Genomic DNA, 25,101 nt, shown 5'->3' on the forward strand with positions numbered 1-25,101 from the left:
AGGGTTGTCGTAGACTACGACGTTGATAGGCAGGGTGTGTAAGCGTTGTGAGGCGTTGAGCTAACCTGTACTAATTGCCCGTGAGGCTTAACCATACAACACCCAAGGGGTTTTGATGGACTCAATGAAAGAACGTTGAATGTGTAAGAACGAGAATTAAGAAACAGCTTTCCGAATTATTCGATTTGCAAGCAAATCTCACCCTAAAGGGCCGCACTAAAGTGCGTTTGAATTTGCGAGCAAATTGATAAAGAATTTGCTTGGCGACCATAGCGTTTTGGACCCACCTGATTTCCATGCCGAACTCAGAAGTGAAACGAAATAGCGCCGATGGTAGTGTGGGGCTTCCCCATGTGAGAGTAGGACATCGCCAGGCTTTAAACATCGCTTTCAAGTTTTCTTTTTAATTAAGATAACTGAAGGCAAAACTAAAAATTAGCATCGATAGTATAAGACTAAGTTTTAGTGACAATTTGTGGAGAGATGGCTGAGTGGTTGAAAGCACCGGTCTTGAAAACCGGCATACGTTAATAGCGTATCTAGGGTTCAAATCCCTATCTCTCCGCCACCTTTAAAAAACCGCTGTTCTTACAGCGGTTTTTTTGTATCTGCTGTTTTTTAACAGCTGTTATCGAAAACTTCTAATTGGCTTTTCTCCGGCCCTTTCTCTAAGTTCTTTAGCGTACTCACTTTGGGTGTAGTTTACGCAGTAATATCTTCAATCGAAGACATTTCCATAGGTCATTTGGGCTTTAAGTAGAGCTTTGTTAAGTCTCAACGTGGGATGCTTAAAAGCATTTTGATAGAGTTTCAGTCTAAATACTGCTGATGTACTTGGAGAAAAAATGAAGCTACTTTACTGGTTAGATGAATGGCAAGCGCTTACTCAAAAAGAGCAAAATGCTGCTTTACCAATTTCTGGCTACGATTTACTTGATGATGTATTTGTGAAGTATGAACTCGTCGATCTTAACAAGTCATTGTTGTTCACATTTTCTCCTTCCGGCACTGATGTGCAGGTACAAGATTTAACTCCGGATTTTTCTCCTTGGGGTTACGACCTCGGAATACAACAACAAATAAATATTATTGCCTTTCAACATTTAGGTAAAAGTAATTGGTTCCGTAGCCGGAATTTAATTTTCTTTCTGGAGCAGTTGTCGGAGTTGCTAAATCCCTTCAAATGTCGTTTGGGTTATGGGCAGAGCCGAGGTGGTTTTGCTATTGGCGCATTCGCTGACTTATTGAAGTTGGAGCATCTTTTGTTGTTTTATCCTGTTAGCACAAAAAATAAAGCGTTAGTGCCATGGGATGATCGGCCCAGTACTGAGCTTGCTCAACAGTTCGATTGGGAAAGCGGCTATCATGATCGAGATTTGGGCAATGCCAAAGGTTACATTATTTATGACCCCACCAATCGTATTGATCGTCTTCATGCTGAACGTTATCCAGAGCTTACTCATTTAAAAGTCGTCGGTATGGGGCACGGCACTCAATCCACACAATTAGATAAATTAGAATTTTTTAATCTGGTGGCGAAGGAGTTTGTTCGTCATCAAACCATAGATATTGACCAATTTAATAAGCAAATTCACGCTTTGTTTTAAAAGAGGACTGATATCAGAGTCCCCTGTAACCAGGGGGAGATGATCACACACTAAAAACTAGATTTTTAACACAATTGCTAGGCGCAATTTAGATGGAGGATTAATGAAGTTACTGTACTGGTTGGATGAATGGCTGGCTCTTTCTCGTGAAGAACAGCAAACCAGGCTACCGATGTCCGGGGAGGACTTACTTGATGATGTGTTTGTTAAGTATGAGTTTGTCGACCGCAATAAACCGCTGTTGTTCACCTTTTCCCCTGCTGGTACGAATCTACAAGTACAGGACTTACACTCAGACTTTGCGCCTTGGGGCTATCGATTAGCCCAGAAACAAAAAGTAAATATTATTTCTTTTCAGCACCTTGGGAAAAGTAATTGGTTTCGCAGCCGTAATTTGATTTTCTTTCTAGAGCAGTTATCGACATTACTTGAGCCTTTTGAATGCCGTTTAGGTTATGGCCTTAGCCGCGGTGGTTTTGCTATTGGCGCTTTCTCTAATCTATTAAAGTTGGATCAAGTATTGATGTTTCACCCGGTCAGTACAAAAAACAAAGTGCTAGTGCCATGGGATGACAGGCCAAGTACTGAACTTGCCCAACAATTTGATTGGGAAGGAAAGTACCACGACCTCGACCTTGGAGATGCAAAAGGTTACATCATTTATGATCCAACCAATGAAATCGACCGCCTTCACGCCAAACGCTACCCAGAGCTCACTCACTTGAGAGTTTTCGGTATGGGACATGGTACCCACGCGACGTATTTGAATAAATTCGGTTTTTATAAGCAAGTGGCTGTAGACTTTATACGTTATCAGAAGATAGATATAGCGCAGTTTCGTCATCAGACTAAAACGCTGCGATTAAAAGAAGATTACTATCAGTGCCTTAACAAGGCGAATGCGAGTTCACAGCATCGTTTGAACTTACTGAGTACCGCTCATAATGTGTTAATTGAAGAAAAGAAAGAACATGTGAAGGAGCATCAAGCGCAAATCGATATTCAGCCACTTGTTGATATTGCGATGAAGCATGAGCATGACAATCCGCAAGATGCAGTACAACTTTTGGAAGTGGCTCAGCAGTTAGTTCCGAATGACCCCGTTGTGGAGCACAAGTTGCAGCAACTGTCGTAGGCGAGTAATGCAGACTGGCATTTTGAATTTGGTCAGTGGCTTTTGTCGCTGGCCTTTTTAAGAGTTTATGGGTTGATATTTCGATGAAATTTAATGAAGCAGTACAAAATAAAAAGCCCAAGCAAATGCTTAGGCTCAACGAGTATTAATATGAGTTTAAAACTCTTTTGGCGCAAAGCCTGTCATGACATCGAGGCGAAGCTCTTTACCAACTTTTGTTAGTGGGTGAACGATTACTAAGCCGCGTACGCGTTTTTTCAGTTTGCCGATGTCCGCTTGTTCTGCTTTGGTGATTTCACGAGAGAATGGCATATCAAGTAAGCTTTTACGTTCTTTGTTCAGCTCATAGTTTTGCTTATGCTTTAACTGGTTAAGCTTTTTGGTTAGCTGTTCTACTTCATCCGTGAACTTTGTAATCATTTCGTGATCACCACGAGAACGTGCCGCATCAAGTTTACGTTGGCATGTATCTAAACGGTTGTGCAGCTTTTGAATATCAGTTTTTATGCTCATGGTAATTTGGCTCAAATTTTAAATAAGCGAGAAGTATAGCATAGCTGAGATCACACGCTCTACTATACTTCTCGATTGTCTGGCTTTAGTTAATCAGTTCATTGCCCGATACGTTACCAGAGAAGAAGGCTTCGACGTTATCAAGCGTCACAGAGGCAATATTATTAAGTGCTTCGTGAGTCAAGAATGCTTGGTGGCCAGTAAACAGCACGTTATGACAAGCCGATAAGCGACGGAAAACATCGTCTACGATGACATCGTTAGATTTATCTTGGAAGAACAAGTCTTTTTCATTGTCATACACGTCTAGACCAAGCGCGCCAATCTTACCTTGTTTCAAGGCTTCTATCGCCGCTAGTGAATCCAGCAACTCGCCTCGACTAGTGTTAATGATCATCACACCATCTTTCATTTGCGCGAAGGCTTTTTCGTTCAATAGGTGATAGTTTTCTTCACTCATTGGACAATGGAGAGAGATAATATCCGCATTAGCGTAGATTTCTTCAAGCGAACAGTAACGCGCTCCCATTTCTAGTGCTAATGGATTTTCGTAAGGGTCATAGCAAAGCAGCTCCATGCCAAGCCCTTTGAAGATACGCATCGTCGCGATACCAATCTTACCTGTACCAATGACACCAACGGTTTTCCCGTAAAAGTTAAAGCCAACTAGGCCCTCTAGCGAGAAGTTGGCGTCACGTGTACGTTGGTAGGCTTTGTGAAGGCGACGATTTAGGCACATCATCAAACCGACTGTGTGTTCAGCCACCGCTTCTGGTGAGTAAGCAGGAACTCGAACCACTTGTAAGCCAAGTTCTTTAGCGGCTTGTTGATCCACTTTATCAAAACCCGCGCAGCGCATGGCAATAAGCTTAGTTCCGCCTAGAGAAAGCTGTTTAAGAACGGGAGCTGAAAGGTCATCATTGACGAAAGCACACACGACATCGCAACCATGTGCCATTTTGGCGGTTTTTTCGGTTAGCCGGAAGTAGTGATAGTGGAATTCAAAATCTCGGTTATTTTTAATTTTATTAAAAGAGGCCTCGTCGTAGGATTTTGCACTAAAAAAAGCAATATTAATCATGGTTCCCTCTCAAAAAGTGCGGACTTTATAAATAAATATACTTATAAAGTAATGCAACTTAGGCGGAATGAATAGAGAAATCTTCTCTTTAACTTTTGCACTATCAAACAACGATAACGATCACGTCTTTCAATGAGTATTATCTTACGACTCTGCACTTGTGCGTTCATCACATTAGCTCCTGGGGTAATACCGGTTCTACCCTAGATACTGTTTGCTTTACGGGCGCTAACTGACTAGCATAATCGCTCTTTTCTTGTTCACTTTAGTTAGGTTAGGCGTTCCGGCAATGTCAGTGAAATGGTGCTCTATGTTCTTGTGTTGCGTGTTGGCTTCTGGCGTCCATGCAGCTGTAGATCTTGTTAAAGTCGACAAGTCAAAGCGTCGAATGTATTTAATGGAACAAGGCACAATACTAAAAGAATACCGCATTGCTTTAGGGGCGAGCCCTAAAGGGCATAAACAAGAAGAGGGAGACAATCGTACACCTGAGGGCGAATACACCTTAGATTACGTTATAGAAGACTCTGCTTTTTATCGTTCTGTGCATATTAGCTACCCTGATGCGATTGATACGTTGGAAGCGAAGCGCCGAGGTGTGTCCCCAGGAGGGAACATCAAAATTCATGGTTTAAAAAACGGTGAGAGTCAGTTGCCGATTTATATCCAAAGTTTTGATTGGACCAATGGGTGTATTGCGATTACCAATGAAGAGATGGATGAATTTATCCAGCTTGTAGAGATGGGGACACCAATTCAGATTGAGTGGTAACGAAATGGTGCCTCTGAAGCTCAAGGTGGTATGTGCTATGGCATAAAGCGTTGTGGATGATCACTGAATATACCGTCTAACTGAGGTAGGTACTTCAGTTTGTTTGGATTGTTCACTGTATAACACATCACTTTGTAACCCGCCTGCTGGAGTTTGTTTATTTGGCGCGAGCGAACCCAGTTAATGTTTAGGTTGCAGCTATAGGCGTTAACTTCTTCCAAAAGGCGTTTATCTTTTCTCGTTAAGAATTCACTCAATACACCTAATCGATACTCATTGCAGTATTTATGCAGCGCTCTAATGACATCATGACTAAAACTGGAGAGTAGTACCTTCTCTTGCGGCATGGGACTTTTTGCTAGTACGTTGGCGAGAGCTTGTGCCACTTCTTCTGCTGGGTGGCGATCTACCTTAACTTCAATATTCAAGTTAAGCTTGTGCTCAGTAGCTAAAGTGAGCAGCTCATCTAATGTCATGATTTTCTCACCTGAAAAATCTGCGCTGAACCAGCTACCAAAATTCAACGCCTTTAACTCTTCCAGAGTCAGTTCATCGACACGCCCTTGTCCATTACTGCATCGATTTATGGTGTGATCATGGCAAACCACTAAAACATTATCTTTGGTCGGTTGTACATCAACTTCAACCCAATTTAATCCGAGGTCAATGGCGGCCTGAACGCTCACTTTTGTATTTTCTGGGTATGAGCCAGCAACACCACGATGACCAATTACTAATGTTTCCATGTTCTTCATCTTCTGCTTTGTGTTGAGCAGATTGTACTCGTTTTTTGCTTTGAAGATATACCTCAAGGTGCATGTTGTCAGATCGTCTTAATAAAAGCCAAATCGCCCATTCGTCAAGGTAGGTCGTTGGAAGCACTCCTGTCGAATCATGAACCAAAGTTGGACTTTTATTCTCCTGCCGCTCATTTTTAAAGAGCAAGGTAGTTGCGAATGCATCATGGTTATCGGGAGAGAGAAATATGAAGATCGGTGTTATTGGTGCAGGTGCTGTTGGTGTGGGAGTATGTAATTACTTACTCACTCTGGGTGGTTTTAGCGAGCTTGTTCTACTTGATAAAAATTTAGAACGTGCCGAGGGTGAAGTGTTTGATTTTCGTCACACGATGGCACTGACTTTTTCAAAAAACACACGCATTATGCCGTCGGATGATTACTTAGATTTACTCGAAGCCTCTCTTGTTGTTATCACCGCTGGTACGCAGATTAAACAAGGACAAACTCGTTTGGATATTGCTGAGGTTAATGCTCAAATTGGAGTTGATATTGCTCGTCAAATAGAACGCGTAGCGCCAAATGCGGTGTTGATTGTTGTGTCAAACCCATGCGATATCGTGGCGCACTTTATTGTCACCAACACCGGTTTTGAGCCGAGTAAAGTTATTAGCAGTGGCTGTGTAGTTGATACCGCTCGTTTAATGAGTATTGTTGCTGGCCGTGTAGACCTAGACCCGAAGAACGTGTTTGGTTATGTATTAGGAGAGCATGGTAGCCATTGCTTTACTCCTAAGAGCTTAATTTCTATCGCTGGGCAACCGGCCGACTATTACTGCGATACCCATAACATTGAGAGAATTGATCCGCACGCACTTCTTGAGGCGGTGAAACAGGCGGGATATGAAATCTTTCGGCGTAAGCAGAACACCGTTCATGGCATTGCCGCCAGTGTCTTTCGAATCATTCAAGCTGTGACGATTAACGAACGATCGGTGTTGCCCGTCGGTACGATGATGTCGGGGCAATATGGTTTGCATGATGTTGTTCTCAGCCTACCTACGGTTATTGGAAAAAGCGGAGCAAATTCAGTTCTGATGCATCCCTTCACTGAAGAGGAGCTTGTCACATTAAAAACGATCAGCACCCATTTAAAACACATCGCGGAAAATGTCGCTAAGCAGACGAATCTAACGCCCTGATCTACCCTCATTATCAGGTGCTAGTTAGCTTAGCACTCCGGGCTACTGCTATAGAGCTATTTGTACTAAAGCCCTAGGGTGTGTAGTTGTTTAATTTGTAAATGAGTAATAGAATGCGAACCATTTTTATTTGAATGGTGAGTGGTAATGTCTCGAGTTTTGATAGTGGATGATGACGTTCCTTTGTGTGAGCTATTAGAAGCAGTTTTGCAAGAGGAGGGCTATATTGTCTCTTCTGTACATTGCGGTGAAAGTGCTTTGCAATATATGGAAAAAACGCCGGTAGATCTTGTACTGCTTGATGTCATGTTACCAAACCTTAACGGCATGCAAGTTGCCCGTAGAATCTGTCAACGCTTCGCGACACCTATTCTAATGCTTACTGCGCTTAATGATGAAAACTCGATGCTTGATGGCTACCAAGCGGGAGCCGATCAGTACATAGGAAAGCCTTTTAATGTTGCTGAGCTTCTGATGCGCATCAAAGCGATTCTTCGTCGTGTTGGTTTAGAGCGCCAACGTCAGGCGATGTGCAGTACCGTTCAAACGATCAGTGATCAGCTCAATAGCTTACCACTCACAAGCACGGAAGCCGAATTACTGAGCTATTTAGTCAAAAACCAAGGTGTGGTGATTTCAAAAGCGGAACTCCAAACCGAAGTATTAAAGAAAGAGCTAAGCCCTTTTGACCGCAACCTTGATATGCACATCAGTAATATACGTCGCAAGCTAGTAGAAGCAGGGCTCTCTAAGCAACATATCAAAACCTTCCGTGGCAAAGGTTACAGCTACCTAGAGGCTGTAAACAATTAATGAAGCTCACGTGCCCACCTTTTATCGCGAAACGTAAAGACAGCTTAGCGTTTAAGTTGTTTAGTTATATGACTGCAATTGTGATAAGTATTTTGGTCGTACAAGCAATGGCGGAGCAAGCTCTCGTGAAAGCCATGCTAAAAGTGCCGGACAGTGTGCGAGAAGAAATGCTCGATCTTGCACATCAAGCCAATGTGCTGATTGAGCACGGAGACATGGATGAACTTGCTGACTGGGCGAACGCGCAAAACTTTTATCTGTTTGTGCTGAATGAGCACCAGCAACCCGTCACTCACCGTTTAATGCATCCACACTTCGAGTTCAAGCTTCAATTTAAAAGAAGTATTGATGATCAACTTGAGGGAAAGGTAAATCGCCCGATTATCAATATCCCTTTGGTTAAAGATAATAGCTTGGTGATTCAACTGCCACATCGACTGCATCCCGCACATGACTTCATTTTATATTTCTCTATTCTCAAAGTGGTGATTGCGGTAGTTATTTTGGCGTTGTTCTCATTGCTAATGGCACGTAACTTACAACAGCCGCTTGATCGCTTAAGAGAAGCAAGCAAAAAGCTATCTAACGGCGACTTTAATGTCAGTGTGGTGAAAGAGTTAAAATCGAATACGCGCGAGTTTAACGAGCTGGCGCAAGACTTCGACCACATGACACAGCAAATTCATTCTCTTGCCGAAAAGCAGCGATTGCTTATAAGAGATGTCTCCCACGAGCTCCGAACGCCGTTAGCAAGACAGAATTTAGTTCTACACCTTTTGCGTAAGCGAGTTGGGGAGAACGAGCAAAGCTTGGTGACCAGGCTAGAAGATGAAGCTAAAGAGCTAAACCATTTGATAAGCGATATCTTGGAGTTCAGTCGCTTGGAAAATGCGCGTTTCGACAAAGGTGCGAAACGCCGTGATTTAGAGGTGTTGCTCGCACCGCAAGTAGAGCGGTGCAAAATCGATTTAAAACCAGAACAAACATTGTCATTCCGTTCAGAAGCAACATGCGCCAAAGCTTTTTGCGAAGAAACGCTCGTCATTCGTTGTTTGAATAACCTTGTTGGAAATGCCATCAAATATTCAGGGCAAGCATCTCAGATAGAAGTTTATCTGGCTAATCATGTCAAAGATGGGCAGCAATTGATTTCCATGTCTGTATCCGACAATGGGCCTGGTATTCCAGAGAACAAGTTGGTCGATATTTTTGACCCGTTTACTCGCTTAGATGCATCAAGAGATAAGAAGCTTGGCGGCTACGGCTTAGGTCTCGCGATTGTCAAAGAATCCATGCGCATTATGGGTGGATCCGTTACGGCGAAAAATCGTGAACAAGGAGGCCTGAGTGTTACTTTGGTGTTCAAGCAGTAAGTATGGTTAAGTCTTATTAACCGTGATTTTGATCACGTTATTGTAGCTCATCATCAGAGAGTACTTTACAAAAGTTTGCAAATGCAAAGAATGTAAATTTAATGCAAATGGTAATACTTATCACTTATATTCACCCGCGAAATAATTAAGAGGGAATCGCATTCAACAAGTATGTGACCCGAAAAATAATAATCGGAGTGAAAGGATATGTTTACTAAGAGCCATTTGGCGCTAGTGATCGGTGCGGTGTTAGCAACACCTGCAGTGGCGGACGTTCAAACAGACGAACATGTAGTTGTAGAAGGTCGAGAGTTCGGCTACAAGGCGGATACAAACAGTACAGCAATGCGCATGGAAATGACGCAGCTGGAAACGCCAGGACAAGTAGCGGTTATCGATGAAACGGTAATTGATGAGCAGCGTGCAAGTACACTTGGTGAAGTGCTACGTAACGATGCAAGTGTTAGCGCGGGTGGTACAAGCCGTAACCGCGAACGTTTCTCTCTACGTGGTTTTGAGCTTAGCAGTTCAGACGGTTTTCTTCGTGATGGCCGTCAACACTGGTCACACTACCGTCAGCCAATTGAGCTTTTAGAACGTGTTGAAGTGCTTAAAGGTCCATCAGGCCTGCTATATGGTAAATCTGAGCCGGGTGGCTTAGTAAACATGGTTTCGAAAAAACCAACAACTCAAACACAAGCTAGTTTGAGTCAAGATCTAGGTTCGAATGATCACTCACGTACTGTGCTTGATGTGAGTGGCGCGCTAAATGATGCAGAGACACTGCGCGCGCGCGCAATTTTTGCCAAAGAAAGCTACGGCTCTTGGCGCAGATACGGCGATGGTACCGAGTCAGAAACGGATCGTACGGTTGCGGGTCTAGTGGTTGAGTACGACATCACCGACAACTTTATGGTGTCAGCGCATTACGATCGCACGAAAGACGATGGTAGCGTGGATTCTGGTGCTTACATTGTGGATGGTAAAGCGGTTCGCGGTGACAAGCACATCTGGGATGCCCAGTGGTCAAAGATTGACAACGAAGTAGAAAACTACGGTATCGATATTAATGCTCAAGTGACTGACAATGTAAACGTAAAAGCGGGTTACAACCGTCAAGACTTTAAGCGTTTTGATGTAGAGTCTTACCCTAAGTTTGACAATTATGACAAAGACGGTGTGATTCGACACAAAGGGAATGATCGCTCCGATAATTGGGTATTTGATACTGCATATATAGATGTGACGACGGACTTTACTTTGTTCGGTACGGAAAACACGTTGTTAGTGGGCGCTAACTACTTAGATTACAGTTATGATCGCTTTATGGCATTTCATAATGAGGCGAGTATTGCGCCAGGAGAAACGGTGCCTAAGCCTGGCTATCGTAGTTCGAAGAAATCACCAACAACTGAGTACGACACTTGGGGTATCTACGCGCAAAACATGATGACGATTAATGATTACTGGCAAGTGCTTGCAGGTGTTCGTTATGACGAAAAGCGTGACGATGACCTGACTGAAAACCAGGTTTCTCCAAAATTTGGTGTAATTTTCCACCCAGCGACGAATGGCTCGGTTTACGTTCAGTACTCTGAAAGCTTTATGCCGCAAGGTGAAGTCAGCAGTGGTCGTGGCAAAACTTACGTGAACGATGGCGAGAAGCTAGATGCAGAGCGCGGAATTTCTTATGAAATCGGTACGAAGTGGGAACTTTTTGATCAGCGCTTATTTGTATCCGGTGCAGTGTTTGATATCACATTAGAGAACATCTCGCTGGATGTTGAAAGCGGCAAAGACGCGGGCGGTAACCTCCTACACAAGAAAACGCAAGGTGGTGAGCAAGTTCACAAAGGTGCTGAGTTAATGGCTCAAGGTTTTGTGACCCCAGAGTTGTCGCTAACGGCTTCTGCAATGTATTTGGATGCAGAGTTGACGAAAGCGGATAAAAAATTCGAGGGTAACCGCCCTGTAGACGTGCCAGAGTTCTCGGCAAGTCTATGGTCTAGCTACAAGGTTCAAGACAACACTAACTTAAACCTCGGTTTGATTTATGAAGGTGATCGCTACGGTGATGCAAAGAACACCTTCAAGAAAGATGGCTACGCTCGCGTTGATATGGGCGTGTCATACAAACATAAGTACGATGAAAACTTGGATATCATTGCTCGATTCAATGTCGAGAACTTATTCGATACCGACTACTTCGCAGGTGGCGGTAGCACGAATAGCGAGCAAAAAGGTGCGAGTGGGGTTGTGGTTGGAGAAGACCGCAACTACATGGCAACAATCCAGTTCAAGTACTGATAACAATTTGATTATTAAAGGGGAAGGGTAGTCTTCCCCTTTGGTCGTTTTTGGAACACAGAAATATAACTCGTATGAATCTAATGAAATCAAGTATCGCTCTGTTGATATCATCGGTTTTGATTCCCGCTCACGCGGCGAACTTAAACGATGCACAAGCTGTGCAGAGTAAAACAAACCAGTCGTCGGCGGTAAGCCAAAAACGTATTGATGCAAGCGCAGAAAAATCACTTACTCTAGAAGCTGAAATTGAGCAGCTGCAAGAGGAAGTCGGTAACTTGAAGATTTATCGCGATCATCTTGCAAGCCTTGTTGAGAGCCAAAATCAAGAAGTTGATAGCTTGAACGAGCAAATTGAGCAGATTGCTCAAACTCGTCAAGGTGTTGTGCCTTTGATGTATCACATGCTTGAGGGCTTAAAAGTGCTCGTCGCTAACGACAAGCCTATACGCAAAGCGCAACGTGAGGAGCGAATTGCAAAGCTGGATTCCATGATGACGCGTGCAGACGTTGCGGATGCAGAGAAGTTTCGTCGTATTTTAGAAGCGTACCAAATTGAAATGGATTACGGCACCAAGCTTGGCGTTTACCAAGGCAAGATTAACCTGGGTGACAATGAAGCTGTGGAGGCGGACATTCTCTATTTAGGGCGTTTGTCTTTGGTAGCACGTAGCTTATCTGGTGAGACATTCTGGAGCTGGTCACAGCAACAACAAGCATGGCAACAAGTGGGTTCTGAGCAAAAATCAGAGCTAGATAAAGCGTTCGCTATGGCGAATAAACAGATCGCGCCGAGTATGTTAACTCTGCCAGTGTCGTTAACCGCTGCGGAGGGCAAATAAATGATGAAAAAATGGTTATCAGTTGCACTAATCTCGACATCCGCATTAATGCCTCATACAACTTTTGCTAGTGATGCGTTGTTACAAAAGGCGCAGCAAGAAAATCGTCAACAGCAATCGCACAATGTCGCGCGTGAATCAGGTTTTAAGAAAACAGAGCAAGAGCTACAGGCTATAAAGAATAAATTGGCTGCAGAGCGAGCGGCTCTTCAAGCAGAAGCGGACTCATTAAGTGTTACTTTCGGTGAAAACGAAGCGGAACTGGCGCAGCTAGAAGAAAAGCTACGTCTAGAAACCGGGAGCTTAGGTGAGCTATTTGGCGTCGTTCGCCAGAACGCAAAAGAGCTAGAGTCAGAGCTCAAGAGCTCAGTAACGGGTGTTGATGCAAACTCATATCAGAAAGATATCGATGCTATTGTTGCAGCTAAATCACTGCCAACGTTGACCCAACTTCAGGCGATGTGGCGCAGCATGGAAGAACAAATCAAAGCAAGTGGTGAGATGGCAAACGTCTCTTTCACACTGCTAAATGGCGAAGGTCGTGAACAAACGGTTAATGGTGTTCGTCTTGGTTCTATGGCGCTGCTGGATGACACTGGCTACGTTAAGTGGAATGGTCAACGCGGAGATGCGGTAAACTATCTTCGTCAGCCTGAAAGCGGTCCAACAGCGAATACTATTTCCTCTGGTGACATTGATGCGCTTGTCATTGACCCGTCACGCGGCATTCTTCTTGAGCAGCTCGCAAACTCACCGACTTTGGCTGATCGCCTAAATGCAGGCGGCGTTGTCGGTAAAATCATCCTTGGTTTATTAGCTATCGGCCTATTGATTGCTCTCGTACGTGGTGCATCTCTGATGATTTCGCGCCAGAAAATCATGAAGCAACTGAAAACTCCAGCACAGCCAGGAGACAACCCTTTAGGTCGTGTGCTTGCGGTGTATCAGAAAGATAAGCATCGCAGCGTAGAAGCGTTAGAGCTACGTCTTTTGGAAGCCGTTGTTGATGAGCAAACCCACTTAGAAAAAGGGTTGTCGATGCTGAAGCTTCTTGCTGCGCTGGCCCCTATGCTTGGTCTACTGGGCACGGTAACGGGTATGATCGAAACCTTCCAAGTCATCACTCAATTTGGTAATGGTGATCCGAAAGTAATGGCGGGTGGTATTTCGATGGCGCTTGTAACTACTGTACTTGGCCTTGTTTCAGCCATGCCATTGTTATTGGCGCACAACGTATTGAGCTCTCAAGCAGAAAATATTCGCAGTATCTTAGAAAAGCAAGGTATCGGTTTAGTTGCAGAACAAGCTGAGCGTGATATGCCGAGCAACAAGAGTCACTCTAACACCTTAGGGGAGAACGCAGCGTAATGGAGCAGATCCTACTCAACACATTGGGTTTGATCAGTGAGGATTGGGCCACAACCTTGATGAGCTTTATGCAGCAAGGTGGTCAAATCCTATGGTGGCTGGCTGCCGTCGTGGCGGTGTGCTGGCTGTTGGTTATGGAGCGGGTTATTTATCTCACAACGGTTTTCCCTGGGGTAAAGAAACAGCTTTGTGAGCAGTGGCAAGCAAGATCAGAGCACCACTCTTGGTACGCGCATCAAATCCGTGAAGGATGGATTGCAAAAGCGCAAATCGAACTGCGCCAAAACCTATCGACTATTAAGCTGCTTGTGGCGGTTTGCCCAATGCTAGGGTTGTTAGGGACGGTGACGGGCATGATTACGGTGTTTGACGTAATGGCATCGCAAGGCAGCAGCAATCCGAAATTGATGGCTTCTGGTATCTCACTTGCTACGCTGCCAACCATGGCGGGTATGGTAGCAGCGCTTGCGGGCATGTTTATTCATGCTCGCCTTAGCAAAGTGTGTGAACGAAAAGCTATCCAGTTAGAACAATCTTTAAGGAGTCAAAAGTGAGACTCGGACGCAGACCTAACCAACAAGATGAAGCTCAAGTCGATTTAACGTCGATGCTTGATATCGTCTTCATCATGTTGATCTTCTTCATTGTGACCAGTTCGTTTGTACGTGAGTCCGGTGTAGAAGTGAATCGCCCTCAGGCTTCTAATGTAGTAAGCCAAAAAGACGCGGGCATTTTTATCGCAGTAACGGCAGCGAATGATGTGTACATCGACAAACGAGTGGTTGATATTGAGCGTGTTGAGGCCTCTATTGAGCACCTGTTACTTGATCAACCTGATGCCTCGTTAGTTATCCAAGCTGACGAGCATGCTTACAATGGCACTGTCGTGAAAGTGATGGACGCTGCAAAGGCGGCGGGCGTGAAAAACATCGCATTGGCGGCGGAGAAACCTTAATGGGCAGGCTGTTACTTGCACTACCAGCATCATTGTTAATTTCTGTGAGCCTGTTTAGCTTTATGGCGTGGATGGTTGATAAAGGCAACCAGCGTGCGCCAGAAGCTTCGGAAGCGGTTCGTTTTGATATGGTGATGGTAGAGAATGAAGCAGACGTGCAGCGTCGTCAGCGTTCAGTGCCGGAGCAACCAGAACCACCCCAAGCGCCGGAGCCAATGGATCTGTCTCAAGCCGACACTCAAATGGAGCCAATGAGCCAGATGACGCCAGTCAGTGCTTTAGGTTTGAACACTGCCCTTGAAGGTATCGCGATCAGTGCACCAAACTTGAAGGGAACAATGGGCAACCAACAAGCACTGCCGTTGTATCGTGTTGATCCTCGCTATCCAAGTAAGGCGCTGAAACGTAGAGTTGAAGGCTATGTCATTATGCGTTTCACGATCGATGCAACTGGACGACCAAAAGATATTGAAGTGATCGAGGCTGAGCCACAGCGTATGTTCGAAAGGGAAGCAATCCGTGCGCTTAAAAAATGGAAGTATCAGCCAAAAGTTGAGGATGGTGTGTCAATTGAGCAGTATGGACAAACCGCTAAAGTGGAGTTCAAGTTAGCCAAATGATGAAAAAATTCTTAATCGGTACGGTATTAAGCCTGAGTGCACTTTCAACCATTGCCAGTGAGTTAAGCCAATACACTGCCGCGAGAGTTCAACGAGCACACAACTTGGCTCAAGAGGAGAAACTAAAAGAAGCGATTTCATCTCTTGAAGCTATGGAGCTTTCTCGTGGATATGACCAAGCTTATGTCGCTCGAATGTTGGGTATTTTTTACTGGCAGAACGAGCAAACTCAAGCGGCGATTAAGCAACTTGAGTTGGCAGTCAATAGTGGGTTGCTACAAGATGAGCAAGCATGGCAAACCCGAAAAATGTTGGCAGATATACTGCTGAACGAGCAACGCTTTTCTAAGGCGTTACCTCATTACTATGCCCTGAGCAAAAACATTCCTAAAGGTCAAAAAGCGCATGAGCTATGGCTGCGTATTTCCCAATCTCATTATCAACTGAGTCAGTGGCAGAAAGTGCTTTCAGCAATGGCTCGTTATGAGAAGTTTGGTCAGCCAGACAAGCTTGGCGCATTGTCGATAAAGCTTTCTGCTGAGCTAGAACTGAAAAAGTGGAAGCCGGCAATCTCGACCATCAAACGCTTGATCGCGATTGAACCTGAGCGAATTGAATGGTGGCGTCAGCTTGTTGCTCTTTACCTGCGTGTTGATGACAACAAACGTGCTCTGGACTCTTTGGCGTTGGCAAAACTGAAAGGATTACAACTTAGCCAAGATGACTTAAAGCTGCTGGCACAATTGTACGCGAAACGAGGTATTCCTGAGAGAGCTGCGTTGGTGATGAACGAGCTAGAGGATGTAAACTCGAATAGTAAACTGAAAGCTCAGCAAGCGACGTATTGGCAAATGGCAAAAGAGTGGGAAGAGTCTATCGATAGTTGGCGTGTTGCTGCTCAGTTAGACCGACAGTATTACTGGAACTACTCTCAATTATTGGTGCAAGAAGGCCACTATAAAGATGCCCTTGCCGCGCTCGATAAGGTCAGCGGTCGTAAAGCGGATGTCGCACTTATCAAAACTCGCGCTTACTACAAGCTTAAGCGGTTTGACGATGCACTTGCTAATGCCAAAAGAGCGGATGAGATAAAACCGTCGAATCAGGCAAAAAGTTGGGTTAAGTATCTATCTCAGCTACGCAAAGTAGAATCGACGCAAAACTCATAGCGAACATTTTTATTAAATACCCGAGCTCAGTCTCGGGTATTTTTTGTCTAAAGTCATAAAAGCTATTTACTGTATGAGCTTTTCATAAAAAGCTAATGCATCAAATGGTCGGGAGAAAAAAGGGCTTTTCTCTATATATTCTTGATGTACCTTGCTCAGTGTTTCAAACTTTTCTCTCGATGTAGGTTCGATATGAAAAGTAAGGCTTTCAGTCGATTCTACAAGCTTTAATGTTGAGGTTCTTGAAGCGTTATTTTTTGCTATTAATAGATAATATGCTAGCTCTTGCTTCTCTTTTAATACACAAGCCTCAAAAGCTTTCTCGCTTAAAAACGGCAGAACAGGAGTTAATGCTTCTATATGCTTCTTTGAATACTCTAGGGTTTGTTTGTCAGGTGTATTCTGGTCTGCCATAGATTCGCACTGCTTTATTTTCGCACCATAATTATCGATAGATTGGCTTACGTTGTTAAACAAACTGGCTTCAAACTTTTCACTTGCGAAAGTGACACCTGAGAAAAGTGATAAGAGAATTATTACAACATTCTTGTTCATATTTTTCCTTCTGAACTGCACCATAGCGTTTGGCTAGCATCAGAAAATTTTCTCTATCTAACCCTACACTAACTTCTTAGCTTACCTTTTTAATCTAGCTTATCGATAGCTTTTAAGCTTTTCATTAAATATACATAAAGGCGCATTTTGGTGGAGTCTATCCCACTTTTTAGTATTGGAAATATCATTAAATTTTTAGTCATTAAAATCAATAGGGTTATTATCTAGAGGGTAAGCAATCGGTAACTCACATTGGCTCAAATAGTTACAACATGCGCCAGCCAAGCTGAATTGAAAAGGTAAACAATGTAAATTAAATGCCAATACGAATGATTATCACCTAAATTATGCCCCACATTTATTGGTGATGATTGTTTCTATGTTGCTTAAAAGCAAAGGTGTTCAAACTTGGGCTCGCCGCCTACATATCTATATTTCGATGGCTCTTCTCTTAGTTACGCTGTTTTTTGCAATAACTGGAATTACCCTCAATCGCCCCGAATTATTTGAACGCAGTGAACCTATCATTCAACAACATACTCTGACGGTTCCGCACTCAGTTCTATTCTCACATTCAGATACCTTTCAACCTAATCGTGAAGGGCTGGTGGCTTTCTTGACTAAAGAAACCGAGCTTCGCGGCACTCCCTCCGCACTAGATGTGTATACCGAAGTTGAGCAAGGTGAGTTGTTACTCGGAGAGCTGTCTATGGATTTTAAAGGCCCAGGTTATAACGCTACGGTCTTCATTGATATGACCACCGGTGCGGCAGAGGTTGAAACGACGCACTACGGTATTGTTGCGCTGCTGAACGATCTACATAAAGGACGCAACAGTGGTGGGATTTGGAAGTGGTTTATCGACGTCACTGCGCTTTTGATGGTGTTTTTTGTTCTAACAGGTGTGTGCTTATTACTGCCTAAGAAGAAGACGCTTAGAACGTCAATGCAATGGATGAGCTTTGGTACGTTACTGTCGCTCGTGATTTATTTTGTTGCTGTTCCATAACAGCTTTTTTAGAGAACACTTATGTTGAACACAGGAAGATTTTTCCGCCGTAATCACTTTTGTAAAGCCGCTTTGATCGCGGCTTTTGCTCCTTTCTCTCTTTCTGCGGCTCCTCTACCAGATAACGCGAAGATCGATTTCGAATTCGAACTTCCAAAGATAGACACTTCAATGTACGCACGCCCTTATGTGGCGGTGTGGGTTGAAAATGACCAGCGTAAACCGGTTAAAACCATTCAGCTATGGGTAGGAAAAGACGAATGGCTAAAAGACCTGCGCAGCTGGTGGAGAAAAGCGGGTCGTTATGATCGTGAACTTGTTGATGCGGTGACGTCTGCAACGCGCCCTGCTGGACAGTACCGTTTTGTCTGGGACGGAACCAATGATGCAGGAAAGCGTTTGGAGCAAGGAAATTACACGTTGTACGTCGAAGTTGTTCGTGAACATGGTGGGCGAAACTACTTACGTCAAAAAATAACGCTAGCGGACAGTGAAGTGCGCTATGAGCTTAAACCAACACAAGAGACGGGTGTCATCACCGTCAATTATCAAGTTAAGTGATTAAAGGACAAACAATGAAAACCAAAATGAAAGCAGTGGCATTGGCGAGTGTAATGGCAATGGGATTGGCTGCAACAACCACCGCACAAGCGCATCCACGTTGGGTTCTGCCTTCTCACTTTACGGTTTCAAAAGAAGGCGGTGACTGGCTGACATTTGATGTTACTGCTTCTCACGGAACGTTTGTTTTTGATAAGCCTGCGGGTAGTGACCAAGCGTTCGTGGTGATGCCGGATGGCCGTTCTGAGCGTCCTAACTTTGTTGTTCGTGGTAAACGTCGTTCTATGTTTGATTTCTTTTTTACGGAAGAAGGCACGCACAAAGTCGCGATCAATAATCAGCCGAGTTACTACACCCAATACAAAGCGGGTCGTCGTGATACGGTGAAGTGGGCGCGAGCAAACAAAGCTGAGCGTGGTGATGTGCTTCCCGAGCAAGCACGTGATGTGGTTACTCAACTAAGCTACACCCGAGCAGAAAGCTACATTACGGTTGGTATGCCAACGGACAAAGCGTTGGAGATTGAAGGCAAAATGCTGGAGATGAAACCGATCACGCATCCATCGGACATCATTGAAGGTGAACCAGTCACTTTCCAGTTTTTCTTCAATGGTGAGCCACAAGAGGGCGTCACAGCGGAGATCACACGTGAAGGCACCATGTACCGAAACCATCAAGAACAAATCGATGTGGTGAGTGATAAAGATGGCAAAGTGATCTTCACGCCAGAGGTCGCAGGGCGCTACTTAATGAAAGCGAACTACAAAGGTGAGTTAAAAGATAATCCATTGGCGGATAAAGCGAGTGCCAATGTTCACCTTACGTTTGAAACTCAACTTAACTAATCGAATTAGGCTCAGCAATCGCTGGGCCATTTTGGAATCACCATGAATAACACTTCTCTTCTCAAAGCTGCTTTGATTTTTTCTGGATTTACTTCTTTTCACGCTGCTGCACATTTCCCTCTGATGAGTTGTCACTTGGCGCAAGATAAAGTGATTTGTGAAGCGGGCTACTCGGATGGATCGACAGCGGTCGACTACGATGTCGAAATGTACGATTACGACGACAATCTGATCGCCAAAGAAAAAACAGATAAGCGTTCCATCGCAGAATTTACTCACCCTGAAACAGATTTCTATTTGGTATTTGATGCCGGACATGAAAGCCCGGTGGAAGTGGATATCGTTGAGCTGAAAGAGAAATGAGTGTACAGAAAGTTCGCCCTGATGATGGTAACCGAGAAGGAAAGTGGGTCGTACTGACAATCGCAGCGATTCTCAGTTCAGCAGCCATACTTATGCCCTACCATCAGGTCGCGACTGAAAAGCCAGACATACAGGCTCATCAAGTTTTAATCACGGACTTACATCAAAACGAGTTGGGTTTGATCGCTGAACTTAAGCTTGCTCATGAAGAGATTCGTGATTTGCAGCTAGAAACTGGAACTTGGCCTGAGGTCTCTGACATGGAGGCGCTTTGGATTGCTCCTTTCGTAAAAGACCAAAATTGGAAGCGCAAAGGGTCTCATCAGTGGAAACGAATCGATGACGGAGTCTACATTGGCATGAAGAAAAATGCCCAAGGTTCTGCCTCTATGCTTCTAGATAGCCGTGGCTCTCAAGCTGATATTTGGTTTAGTGATTCTAGCCGATCGTTAAATGCGGAGGTACTAAGCGATCTAGCAAAACGCCGCCAGCATGGCTGGCAACAAATCGTTCTGTCAGATTCCTTTTCTTCCCATTCTCACGCCCATTAAGACAACATAATTGATAAGTACTATGATCAAACGCTCTCTTTTACGTCGTATTCTTACAGCCACCGTGTTATTGACGGTGCCTTCTACTGGCTTTGCTGCCGATAAACTCAGTATTGGTATTACGCTTCAACCTTATTACAGCTATGTCAAAGCTGTTGTTGATGACAAGGCGAACATCATTCCTCTGGTCGATGCTGGTTTTAACCCTCATAACTATTTACCGCAACCCAATGATCTTAAGCGTTTGAATGAAATGGATGCGATAGTGATCAATGGTATTGGTCATGACGATTTTGCACTGAAAGTGATCAAAGCCTCTCAGCGTGATGATCTCGTGGTTATCGAAGCAAACAAAGAAGTGCCTCTGTTACCCGCTATGGGGCAGTCAGTTGGTCAAGGTGCAGTGAACCCTCACACCTTTGTTGGTCTATCGACCACTATTCAAAAGGTTTACACCATCGCGAGTGAGCTAAGTAAACTGGACCCAGACAACGCTACTTTTTATCGCCAAAATGCTCGTAAATATGCGAAAACTTTCCGCCTGATGAAGCGTGATGCAATGTTGTCTCTTGGTGAGTTGGACACGGCTGGTATGAAGGTGGCGACAACCCATAATGCTTACGGCTATATCCTTCAGGAGTTTGGTGTTGATGTCGCAGCTGTCATTGAGCCTGCTCATGGCGTTGAACCAAGTGCCAGTCAGTTGCAGGAAACGATTGAGAAAATTCGTGAATCCGGCATTGATGTGCTGTTTTATGAGCTCAATATGCCGAACCGTTTTGTTGATACCATCGAAGAGGCGACAGGGGTGCAGCTTTATCGCTTTTCTCACATGACTCACGGTGAGTATGAGGCTGATAAAGTCGAGGTTGAGATGCGAGATAACGTGGAAACGCTCATTGAAGCAATGAAGTTTGTTGCGAGCAAGCGAGCAGGGGAAAAGGCGTAATGACAGGTCCTTCCGTTTCCTTAAATAACGTGGGCCTGAAATACGCCGACAATATTATTTTGCAGAACATCAGCGCTGAATTCGAGAGCGCCAAATGCCACGTTATCATGGGGCCGAATGGTGGTGGGAAAACCTCTTTGCTTCGTTCGATACTTGGGCTAACACCATTTTCGGGAAACATTGCACTCAATTGGCCAGAGCAATCAGCTGCATCGGGTAAGATAGGATATGTACCACAAAAGGCGATGTTCGAGGCAAGCCTCCCGTTAACCGTGATGGATTTTGTGCTGCTTAATCAAACCCGTATTCCTCTATTTTGGCGACGTAAAACAAAGCAGACTCAACATGCTCTGGCCCAGCTTGATCGTGTGGGCATGGCAACGCGTTGCGATCGTCGTATGGGGCAACTCTCTGGCGGAGAGCAACAGCGTGTTTTGTTTGCGCAAGCTTTACTGGATGAGCCCAATTTATTGGTTTTAGATGAACCTACAACTGGCATGGATGAGCAAGGTGTTCGATATCTTGAAGGTTTGATTCATGAAGTCGTTGGAGAAGGCAAAACGGTACTGGCAGTACACCATGACGTGACCGCAGTGCGCCGTTTAGATGCGCAGGTCCATGTTGTAAATCGTCAAATTGTGGCGTCAGGGCACCATTCAGATGTGCTAAGTCCTGATCGTATAGAAACATTATTCAAGCACTACACAGCAAAAGTGGAGGCTGCATAATGGATTGGTTACGAGAGTTAGCGGTTAGCGGCGTTGAAGCTGGATGGTTAAGCGATAGCTTTTCTTATGCCTTCATGGTGAACGCAATTGTGGCAGCGCTGATATTAGGACCATTACTTGGTGGTCTTGGGACCCTAGTCATCGCAAAGCGACTGGCTTTTTTCTCCGAAGCGGTTGGGCACGCTGCGCTTACCGGAATCGCGATTGGTGTGTTGCTCGGTGAGCCGCCAGAGAATCCGATCATCGGATTGTTTAGCTTTTGTATGATTTTTGCGCTGTTGCTTCACTTTGTTCGTAATCGTACCAATGTACCTTACGACACACTGGTTGGGGTTTTTCTTGCACTAGCGTTAGCGGTTGGTGCTGCGCTGTTAATGTACGTCGCTCGTAAGATCAACATTCACATGTTGGAGAACGTGTTGTTTGGATCGATCTTGACTGTGACGGACAACGATATCCTTATTTTAGCGATCAGTTGTTTGATCATATTACTGCTTCTTATTCCAACGTTTAACCGCATTTTGCTGACTTGTATCAGCCCGGATATTGCACGTGTACGCGGCTTTAATACCAGCTTTTATGATTACTTATTTGTCATGATGATCACCTTGGTCACCATCGCCGCGGTAAAGATTATTGGCGCGGTATTGGTTGGTGCATTGCTACTGATTCCTGGTGCAACGGCTAGGTTATTGACTAAACGCATGGGCAGTTTCGTTCTCCTTTCTTCTTTATTGGCAACCATTGCGTGTTTAGTCGGAGCCATACTGCCGATGGAGCTTGAGCTACCAGTGCCATCAGGCGCATCCATCATCATTGTTTCTGCGGCCTTTTTCCTAACGGCAACGGTTTACCGAATTATCCAAAAAGCGTAACCCTTTTTATAAAGTAATGAACATGAAGATAAAAAAATTAGCGATAACTTTTGGTTTGGTTATAGCGACGACACTTCCATCGTTGGCAAGCGCCAAAGACATTTTAACCAGCACTCCCGTCACGTACATGTTGTCTGAGCAACTCATGAAAGGTACAGGGATAGAGACTCAGTATCTGCCTCCAAAGCGTTACGGCGTTGAGCGTCTTGAGAACTGGTTCGCAAATAAAGGTACAGAGCAAGTTAAGCAAGCGGGTCAAGCCGCGACGGTTGCTATTACTCTTGGTGCGATTTGGAAACAAGACCCGACTTATGTTTACGCTCGACAGGGCAACATTCACTTGATTGAAATCGATGCATCGCAGGCCATTTCTCCTAGAGCTCAAGGAGTTGCAGCACTGACATTGGAAAACGGGTCAACATCGAAGTACGCGTGGCTGAACCCTACAAACTTAATCCGAATGGCGGGCATTGTTGGAGAGGATCTACAACGTGTATATCCTGAACACCAAAAGGCGATTCAAACGAATCAACAGGCTTTTATGCTCAATGTGCGTGAACTGATCAACCAACAACAGGCAGAGATCTTCGATAAAGGCATCGATTCAGTGGTACTGATGAGTGAGTCACTAGAGAACTTTGCCTCTGGCAACCAATTGTTTGTGGTTGGGCGCGAATTTAAGCCAGAACTCGAGTGGACAGAAGAAGACAAATTATCTTTAAAAGCTCAGTTTGAACAAGATAAAACGCTATGGTTAGTGACGGATAAACGACCGTCGAAAACCTTGACATCGCTTATTAAACCGAGTCGTATACTGCAAATTGATGTTATTGACCGCTGGGGCAGTAAGGGTATCAAAACTGAGAAGCCACTCGCACGTTGGGAGATGTGACACGTAAAAAGCCACAGATTTTATGATGGGGAATGAAAAGTTCCCTATTTTTTTGTGATTTAGTTCAAAACGTGAGCATTAATACCACTGGTTGCATAAGAAAGTGTTTGTTTCATTTCTATTTCATTACTACTTTGTTATGTGTTCGTTGCGATTGATTCGGATTTAATCTGTCTCTAAGCGAACCGGTACAAACAACTATACGGATGTTAACAATGAAAATGAAAACTCTAGCCGTTGCAGTGGCGGCACTAGCATGTGGTTCACAGGCCTTCGCAGCAGAAGTTTATAACAGCGATGGTACATCTTTATCGATCGGCGGTCACGTTTCAGTTGGCGTGGGTGAGTACTACGAGGAAGATGTGAAAGTTCATCAAGTGTCTCCACGTATTAACGTCGCGGGTAAGAAAGACATTGGCAACGGTATCACTATCGACGCTAAAGGCGAATGGGCGCTTAACTACCTAAATGGTGGTGAACAGTCATTCAAAACTCGTCTAGGTTACATCGGTGCAACTCACGAGCAGTACGGTCGCCTTGTTGCAGGTACTCAATGGTCACCTTACTACGATGTCGCTGGTGTTGCGGATCTACCAATCGCGTTTGCGAACGACTTTTTGTACGACAACCACGGCAACCTAGGCTCAGCTCGTGCTGATAAAATGCTTAGCTACCGTAAAGGTTTTGAATTTGGTGAAGGCTTTGCTTTCAACCTAGGTCTAGGTTGGCAAGGTGAGCAAACTTCAGATGCAACAACATACGAGCAACGTGGTCAAGTTGCACTGAGCGGTTCTGTAGCTGGCTTTGGCCTAGGCTACGTATACAGCGGCGGTGATGTTAAAAACGCGACTCTAGGTACTAAGAACGCTGAATCACACCTATTCTCTGTAAACTACGGTCAGTACGGTTCAGGTCTATACGCAGCAGTAGTATACGGTATGAACGATTACTTCTACGAGATGCGTAAAGAGACTTCTCAAATTGAAGCTCTTTTGGCATACGGCGTGAACGATTGGACATTCAGCGTTAACTACGAAGGCGTAGAAGACGAAGAAGACAACAAGACAGTTTCAAGCGAAACTGCGCTACAAGCAGAGTACGCTGTAACTCCTGCTTTCGTAACGTTTGCTGCTTACCAGTTTGACCTAGGTAACGATTACACTAGCGAAGAGAACGACTACTGGACTCTAGGTGCTCGTTACTACTTCTAATAAATAGGCCAGTTTCTACTGCCTAAACACATTTATTGTGTTAACGCCTACTCGTTGTGAGTAGGCGT

The 25,101-nt window shown here is 44.5% G+C and carries 27 protein-coding genes, 1 tRNA gene and 2 rRNA genes; 26 read left to right on the forward strand and 4 right to left on the reverse strand.

Going from position 1 to position 25,101, the window contains the following annotated elements; translation table 11 throughout:
• The 5 genes from CBX98_RS06745 to CBX98_RS06765 form a co-directional block, all read left to right on the forward strand.
• Positions 1-95 (forward strand): 23S ribosomal RNA (locus CBX98_RS06745); the annotation flags it as partial.
• Positions 96-259: 164 nt separating this feature from the next.
• Positions 260-376, forward strand: a 5S ribosomal RNA gene (gene rrf / locus CBX98_RS06750).
• A gap of 101 nt (positions 377-477) precedes the next feature.
• Positions 478-568, forward strand: a tRNA-Ser gene (locus CBX98_RS06755).
• A 277-nt stretch (positions 569-845) separates the two neighbouring features.
• On the forward strand, positions 846-1,607 hold the full coding sequence (locus CBX98_RS06760; RefSeq protein ID WP_109168815.1) for a cytosolic protein: 762 nt from the start codon (positions 846-848) through the stop codon (positions 1,605-1,607).
• Between the two features lie 103 nt (positions 1,608-1,710).
• Positions 1,711-2,742, forward strand: a complete 1,032-nt coding sequence (locus tag CBX98_RS06765) for a hypothetical protein (RefSeq protein WP_005393521.1) — start codon at positions 1,711-1,713, stop codon at positions 2,740-2,742.
• 156 nt (positions 2,743-2,898) lie between these two features.
• Here the strand turns inward: CBX98_RS06765 and CBX98_RS06770 are convergent, their stop codons facing one another.
• Positions 2,899-3,255: a YibL family ribosome-associated protein gene (locus tag CBX98_RS06770; protein ID WP_005374274.1), complete on the reverse strand. Its 357-nt coding sequence runs from the start codon at positions 3,253-3,255 to the stop codon at positions 2,899-2,901.
• An 85-nt stretch (positions 3,256-3,340) separates the two neighbouring features.
• The gene (locus CBX98_RS06775) at positions 3,341-4,336 is read right to left on the reverse strand and encodes a 2-hydroxyacid dehydrogenase (protein WP_109168816.1); all 996 of its coding nucleotides are present in this window, start codon (positions 4,334-4,336) and stop codon (positions 3,341-3,343) included.
• Between the two features lie 289 nt (positions 4,337-4,625).
• On the opposite strand from CBX98_RS06775, the gene CBX98_RS06780 reads away from it, so the two are divergent.
• On the forward strand, positions 4,626-5,108 hold the full coding sequence (locus CBX98_RS06780) for a L,D-transpeptidase family protein (RefSeq protein ID WP_041853100.1): 483 nt from the start codon (positions 4,626-4,628) through the stop codon (positions 5,106-5,108).
• 35 nt (positions 5,109-5,143) lie between these two features.
• Here CBX98_RS06780 and CBX98_RS06785 read toward each other — a convergent pair whose 3' ends face one another.
• Positions 5,144-5,854 (reverse strand): glycerophosphodiester phosphodiesterase family protein, encoded by a 711-nt coding sequence (locus CBX98_RS06785; RefSeq protein ID WP_109169002.1) that lies wholly within the window; start codon positions 5,852-5,854, stop codon positions 5,144-5,146.
• 239 nt (positions 5,855-6,093) lie between these two features.
• Between CBX98_RS06785 and CBX98_RS06790 the strand changes: the two genes are divergently transcribed.
• The 10 genes from CBX98_RS06790 (at position 6,094) to CBX98_RS06835 (ending at position 16,494) form a co-directional block, all read left to right on the forward strand.
• Entirely contained in the window at positions 6,094-7,047 is a 954-nt protein-coding gene (locus tag CBX98_RS06790; protein WP_109168817.1) for an L-lactate dehydrogenase, read from the forward strand.
• Positions 7,048-7,194: 147 nt separating this feature from the next.
• A complete protein-coding gene (locus tag CBX98_RS06795) occupies positions 7,195-7,860 on the forward strand; it encodes a response regulator transcription factor (RefSeq protein ID WP_046873911.1) in 666 nt (221 codons plus the stop codon).
• Positions 7,860-9,233 (forward strand): sensor histidine kinase, encoded by a 1,374-nt coding sequence (locus tag CBX98_RS06800; protein ID WP_046873910.1) that lies wholly within the window; start codon positions 7,860-7,862, stop codon positions 9,231-9,233. Before CBX98_RS06795 ends, CBX98_RS06800 begins: the two co-directional genes overlap by 1 nt.
• A gap of 207 nt (positions 9,234-9,440) precedes the next feature.
• On the forward strand, positions 9,441-11,540 hold the full coding sequence (locus CBX98_RS06805; RefSeq protein WP_109168818.1) for a TonB-dependent siderophore receptor: 2,100 nt from the start codon (positions 9,441-9,443) through the stop codon (positions 11,538-11,540).
• A 74-nt stretch (positions 11,541-11,614) separates the two neighbouring features.
• Positions 11,615-12,382: a DUF3450 domain-containing protein gene (locus CBX98_RS06810; protein ID WP_053807981.1), complete on the forward strand. Its 768-nt coding sequence runs from the start codon at positions 11,615-11,617 to the stop codon at positions 12,380-12,382.
• Entirely contained in the window at positions 12,383-13,750 is a 1,368-nt protein-coding gene (locus CBX98_RS06815) for a MotA/TolQ/ExbB proton channel family protein (protein ID WP_109168819.1), read from the forward strand.
• Complete coding sequence (locus CBX98_RS06820) at positions 13,750-14,304, forward strand: MotA/TolQ/ExbB proton channel family protein (RefSeq protein ID WP_006741219.1); 555 nt, start codon at positions 13,750-13,752, stop codon at positions 14,302-14,304. Before CBX98_RS06815 ends, CBX98_RS06820 begins: the two co-directional genes overlap by 1 nt.
• The gene (locus CBX98_RS06825; protein WP_005374257.1) at positions 14,301-14,705 is read left to right on the forward strand and encodes a biopolymer transporter ExbD; all 405 of its coding nucleotides are present in this window, start codon (positions 14,301-14,303) and stop codon (positions 14,703-14,705) included. The genes CBX98_RS06820 and CBX98_RS06825 overlap by 4 nt, the downstream gene beginning before the upstream one ends.
• On the forward strand, positions 14,705-15,325 hold the full coding sequence (locus CBX98_RS06830; protein ID WP_006741220.1) for an energy transducer TonB: 621 nt from the start codon (positions 14,705-14,707) through the stop codon (positions 15,323-15,325). The genes CBX98_RS06825 and CBX98_RS06830 overlap by 1 nt, the downstream gene beginning before the upstream one ends.
• On the forward strand, positions 15,322-16,494 hold the full coding sequence (locus tag CBX98_RS06835) for a hypothetical protein (RefSeq protein WP_046873906.1): 1,173 nt from the start codon (positions 15,322-15,324) through the stop codon (positions 16,492-16,494). Before CBX98_RS06830 ends, CBX98_RS06835 begins: the two co-directional genes overlap by 4 nt.
• A 66-nt stretch (positions 16,495-16,560) precedes the next feature.
• On the opposite strand, the gene CBX98_RS06840 is transcribed toward CBX98_RS06835, so the two are convergent.
• Entirely contained in the window at positions 16,561-17,049 is a 489-nt protein-coding gene (locus CBX98_RS06840) for a hypothetical protein (protein WP_109168820.1), read from the reverse strand.
• Positions 17,050-17,428: 379 nt separating this feature from the next.
• On the opposite strand from CBX98_RS06840, the gene CBX98_RS06845 reads away from it, so the two are divergent.
• The 10 genes from CBX98_RS06845 to CBX98_RS06890 all read left to right on the forward strand — a co-directional run bounded on the left by CBX98_RS06845 (position 17,429) and on the right by CBX98_RS06890 (position 25,033).
• Complete coding sequence (locus CBX98_RS06845; protein ID WP_046873933.1) at positions 17,429-18,058, forward strand: PepSY-associated TM helix domain-containing protein; 630 nt, start codon at positions 17,429-17,431, stop codon at positions 18,056-18,058.
• Positions 18,059-18,079: 21 nt separating this feature from the next.
• The gene (locus tag CBX98_RS06850) at positions 18,080-18,619 is read left to right on the forward strand and encodes a DUF2271 domain-containing protein (RefSeq protein ID WP_006741224.1); all 540 of its coding nucleotides are present in this window, start codon (positions 18,080-18,082) and stop codon (positions 18,617-18,619) included.
• A 14-nt stretch (positions 18,620-18,633) separates the two neighbouring features.
• A complete protein-coding gene (locus CBX98_RS06855) occupies positions 18,634-19,464 on the forward strand; it encodes a DUF4198 domain-containing protein (protein WP_109168821.1) in 831 nt (276 codons plus the stop codon).
• Between the two features lie 42 nt (positions 19,465-19,506).
• Complete coding sequence (locus CBX98_RS06860) at positions 19,507-19,827, forward strand: hypothetical protein (RefSeq protein WP_065645581.1); 321 nt, start codon at positions 19,507-19,509, stop codon at positions 19,825-19,827.
• On the forward strand, positions 19,824-20,378 hold the full coding sequence (locus CBX98_RS06865; RefSeq protein ID WP_109168822.1) for a DUF6162 family protein: 555 nt from the start codon (positions 19,824-19,826) through the stop codon (positions 20,376-20,378). The genes CBX98_RS06860 and CBX98_RS06865 overlap by 4 nt, the downstream gene beginning before the upstream one ends.
• Before the next feature lie 22 nt (positions 20,379-20,400).
• Positions 20,401-21,327 (forward strand): zinc ABC transporter substrate-binding protein, encoded by a 927-nt coding sequence (locus CBX98_RS06870; protein WP_065645583.1) that lies wholly within the window; start codon positions 20,401-20,403, stop codon positions 21,325-21,327.
• The gene (locus CBX98_RS06875; protein WP_005393557.1) at positions 21,327-22,055 is read left to right on the forward strand and encodes a metal ABC transporter ATP-binding protein; all 729 of its coding nucleotides are present in this window, start codon (positions 21,327-21,329) and stop codon (positions 22,053-22,055) included. The genes CBX98_RS06870 and CBX98_RS06875 overlap by 1 nt, the downstream gene beginning before the upstream one ends.
• Positions 22,055-22,930: a metal ABC transporter permease gene (locus tag CBX98_RS06880; RefSeq protein ID WP_109168823.1), complete on the forward strand. Its 876-nt coding sequence runs from the start codon at positions 22,055-22,057 to the stop codon at positions 22,928-22,930. The genes CBX98_RS06875 and CBX98_RS06880 overlap by 1 nt, the downstream gene beginning before the upstream one ends.
• A 22-nt stretch (positions 22,931-22,952) precedes the next feature.
• Positions 22,953-23,822: a zinc ABC transporter substrate-binding protein gene (locus tag CBX98_RS06885; protein WP_109168824.1), complete on the forward strand. Its 870-nt coding sequence runs from the start codon at positions 22,953-22,955 to the stop codon at positions 23,820-23,822.
• Between the two features lie 215 nt (positions 23,823-24,037).
• Complete coding sequence (locus CBX98_RS06890) at positions 24,038-25,033, forward strand: porin (RefSeq protein WP_006741232.1); 996 nt, start codon at positions 24,038-24,040, stop codon at positions 25,031-25,033.
• Positions 25,034-25,101 lie beyond the last annotated feature (68 nt).

Source organism: Vibrio sp. T9 (genome assembly GCF_003123985.1).
Classification (GTDB): Bacteria; Pseudomonadota; Gammaproteobacteria; order Enterobacterales; family Vibrionaceae; genus Vibrio; species Vibrio diabolicus.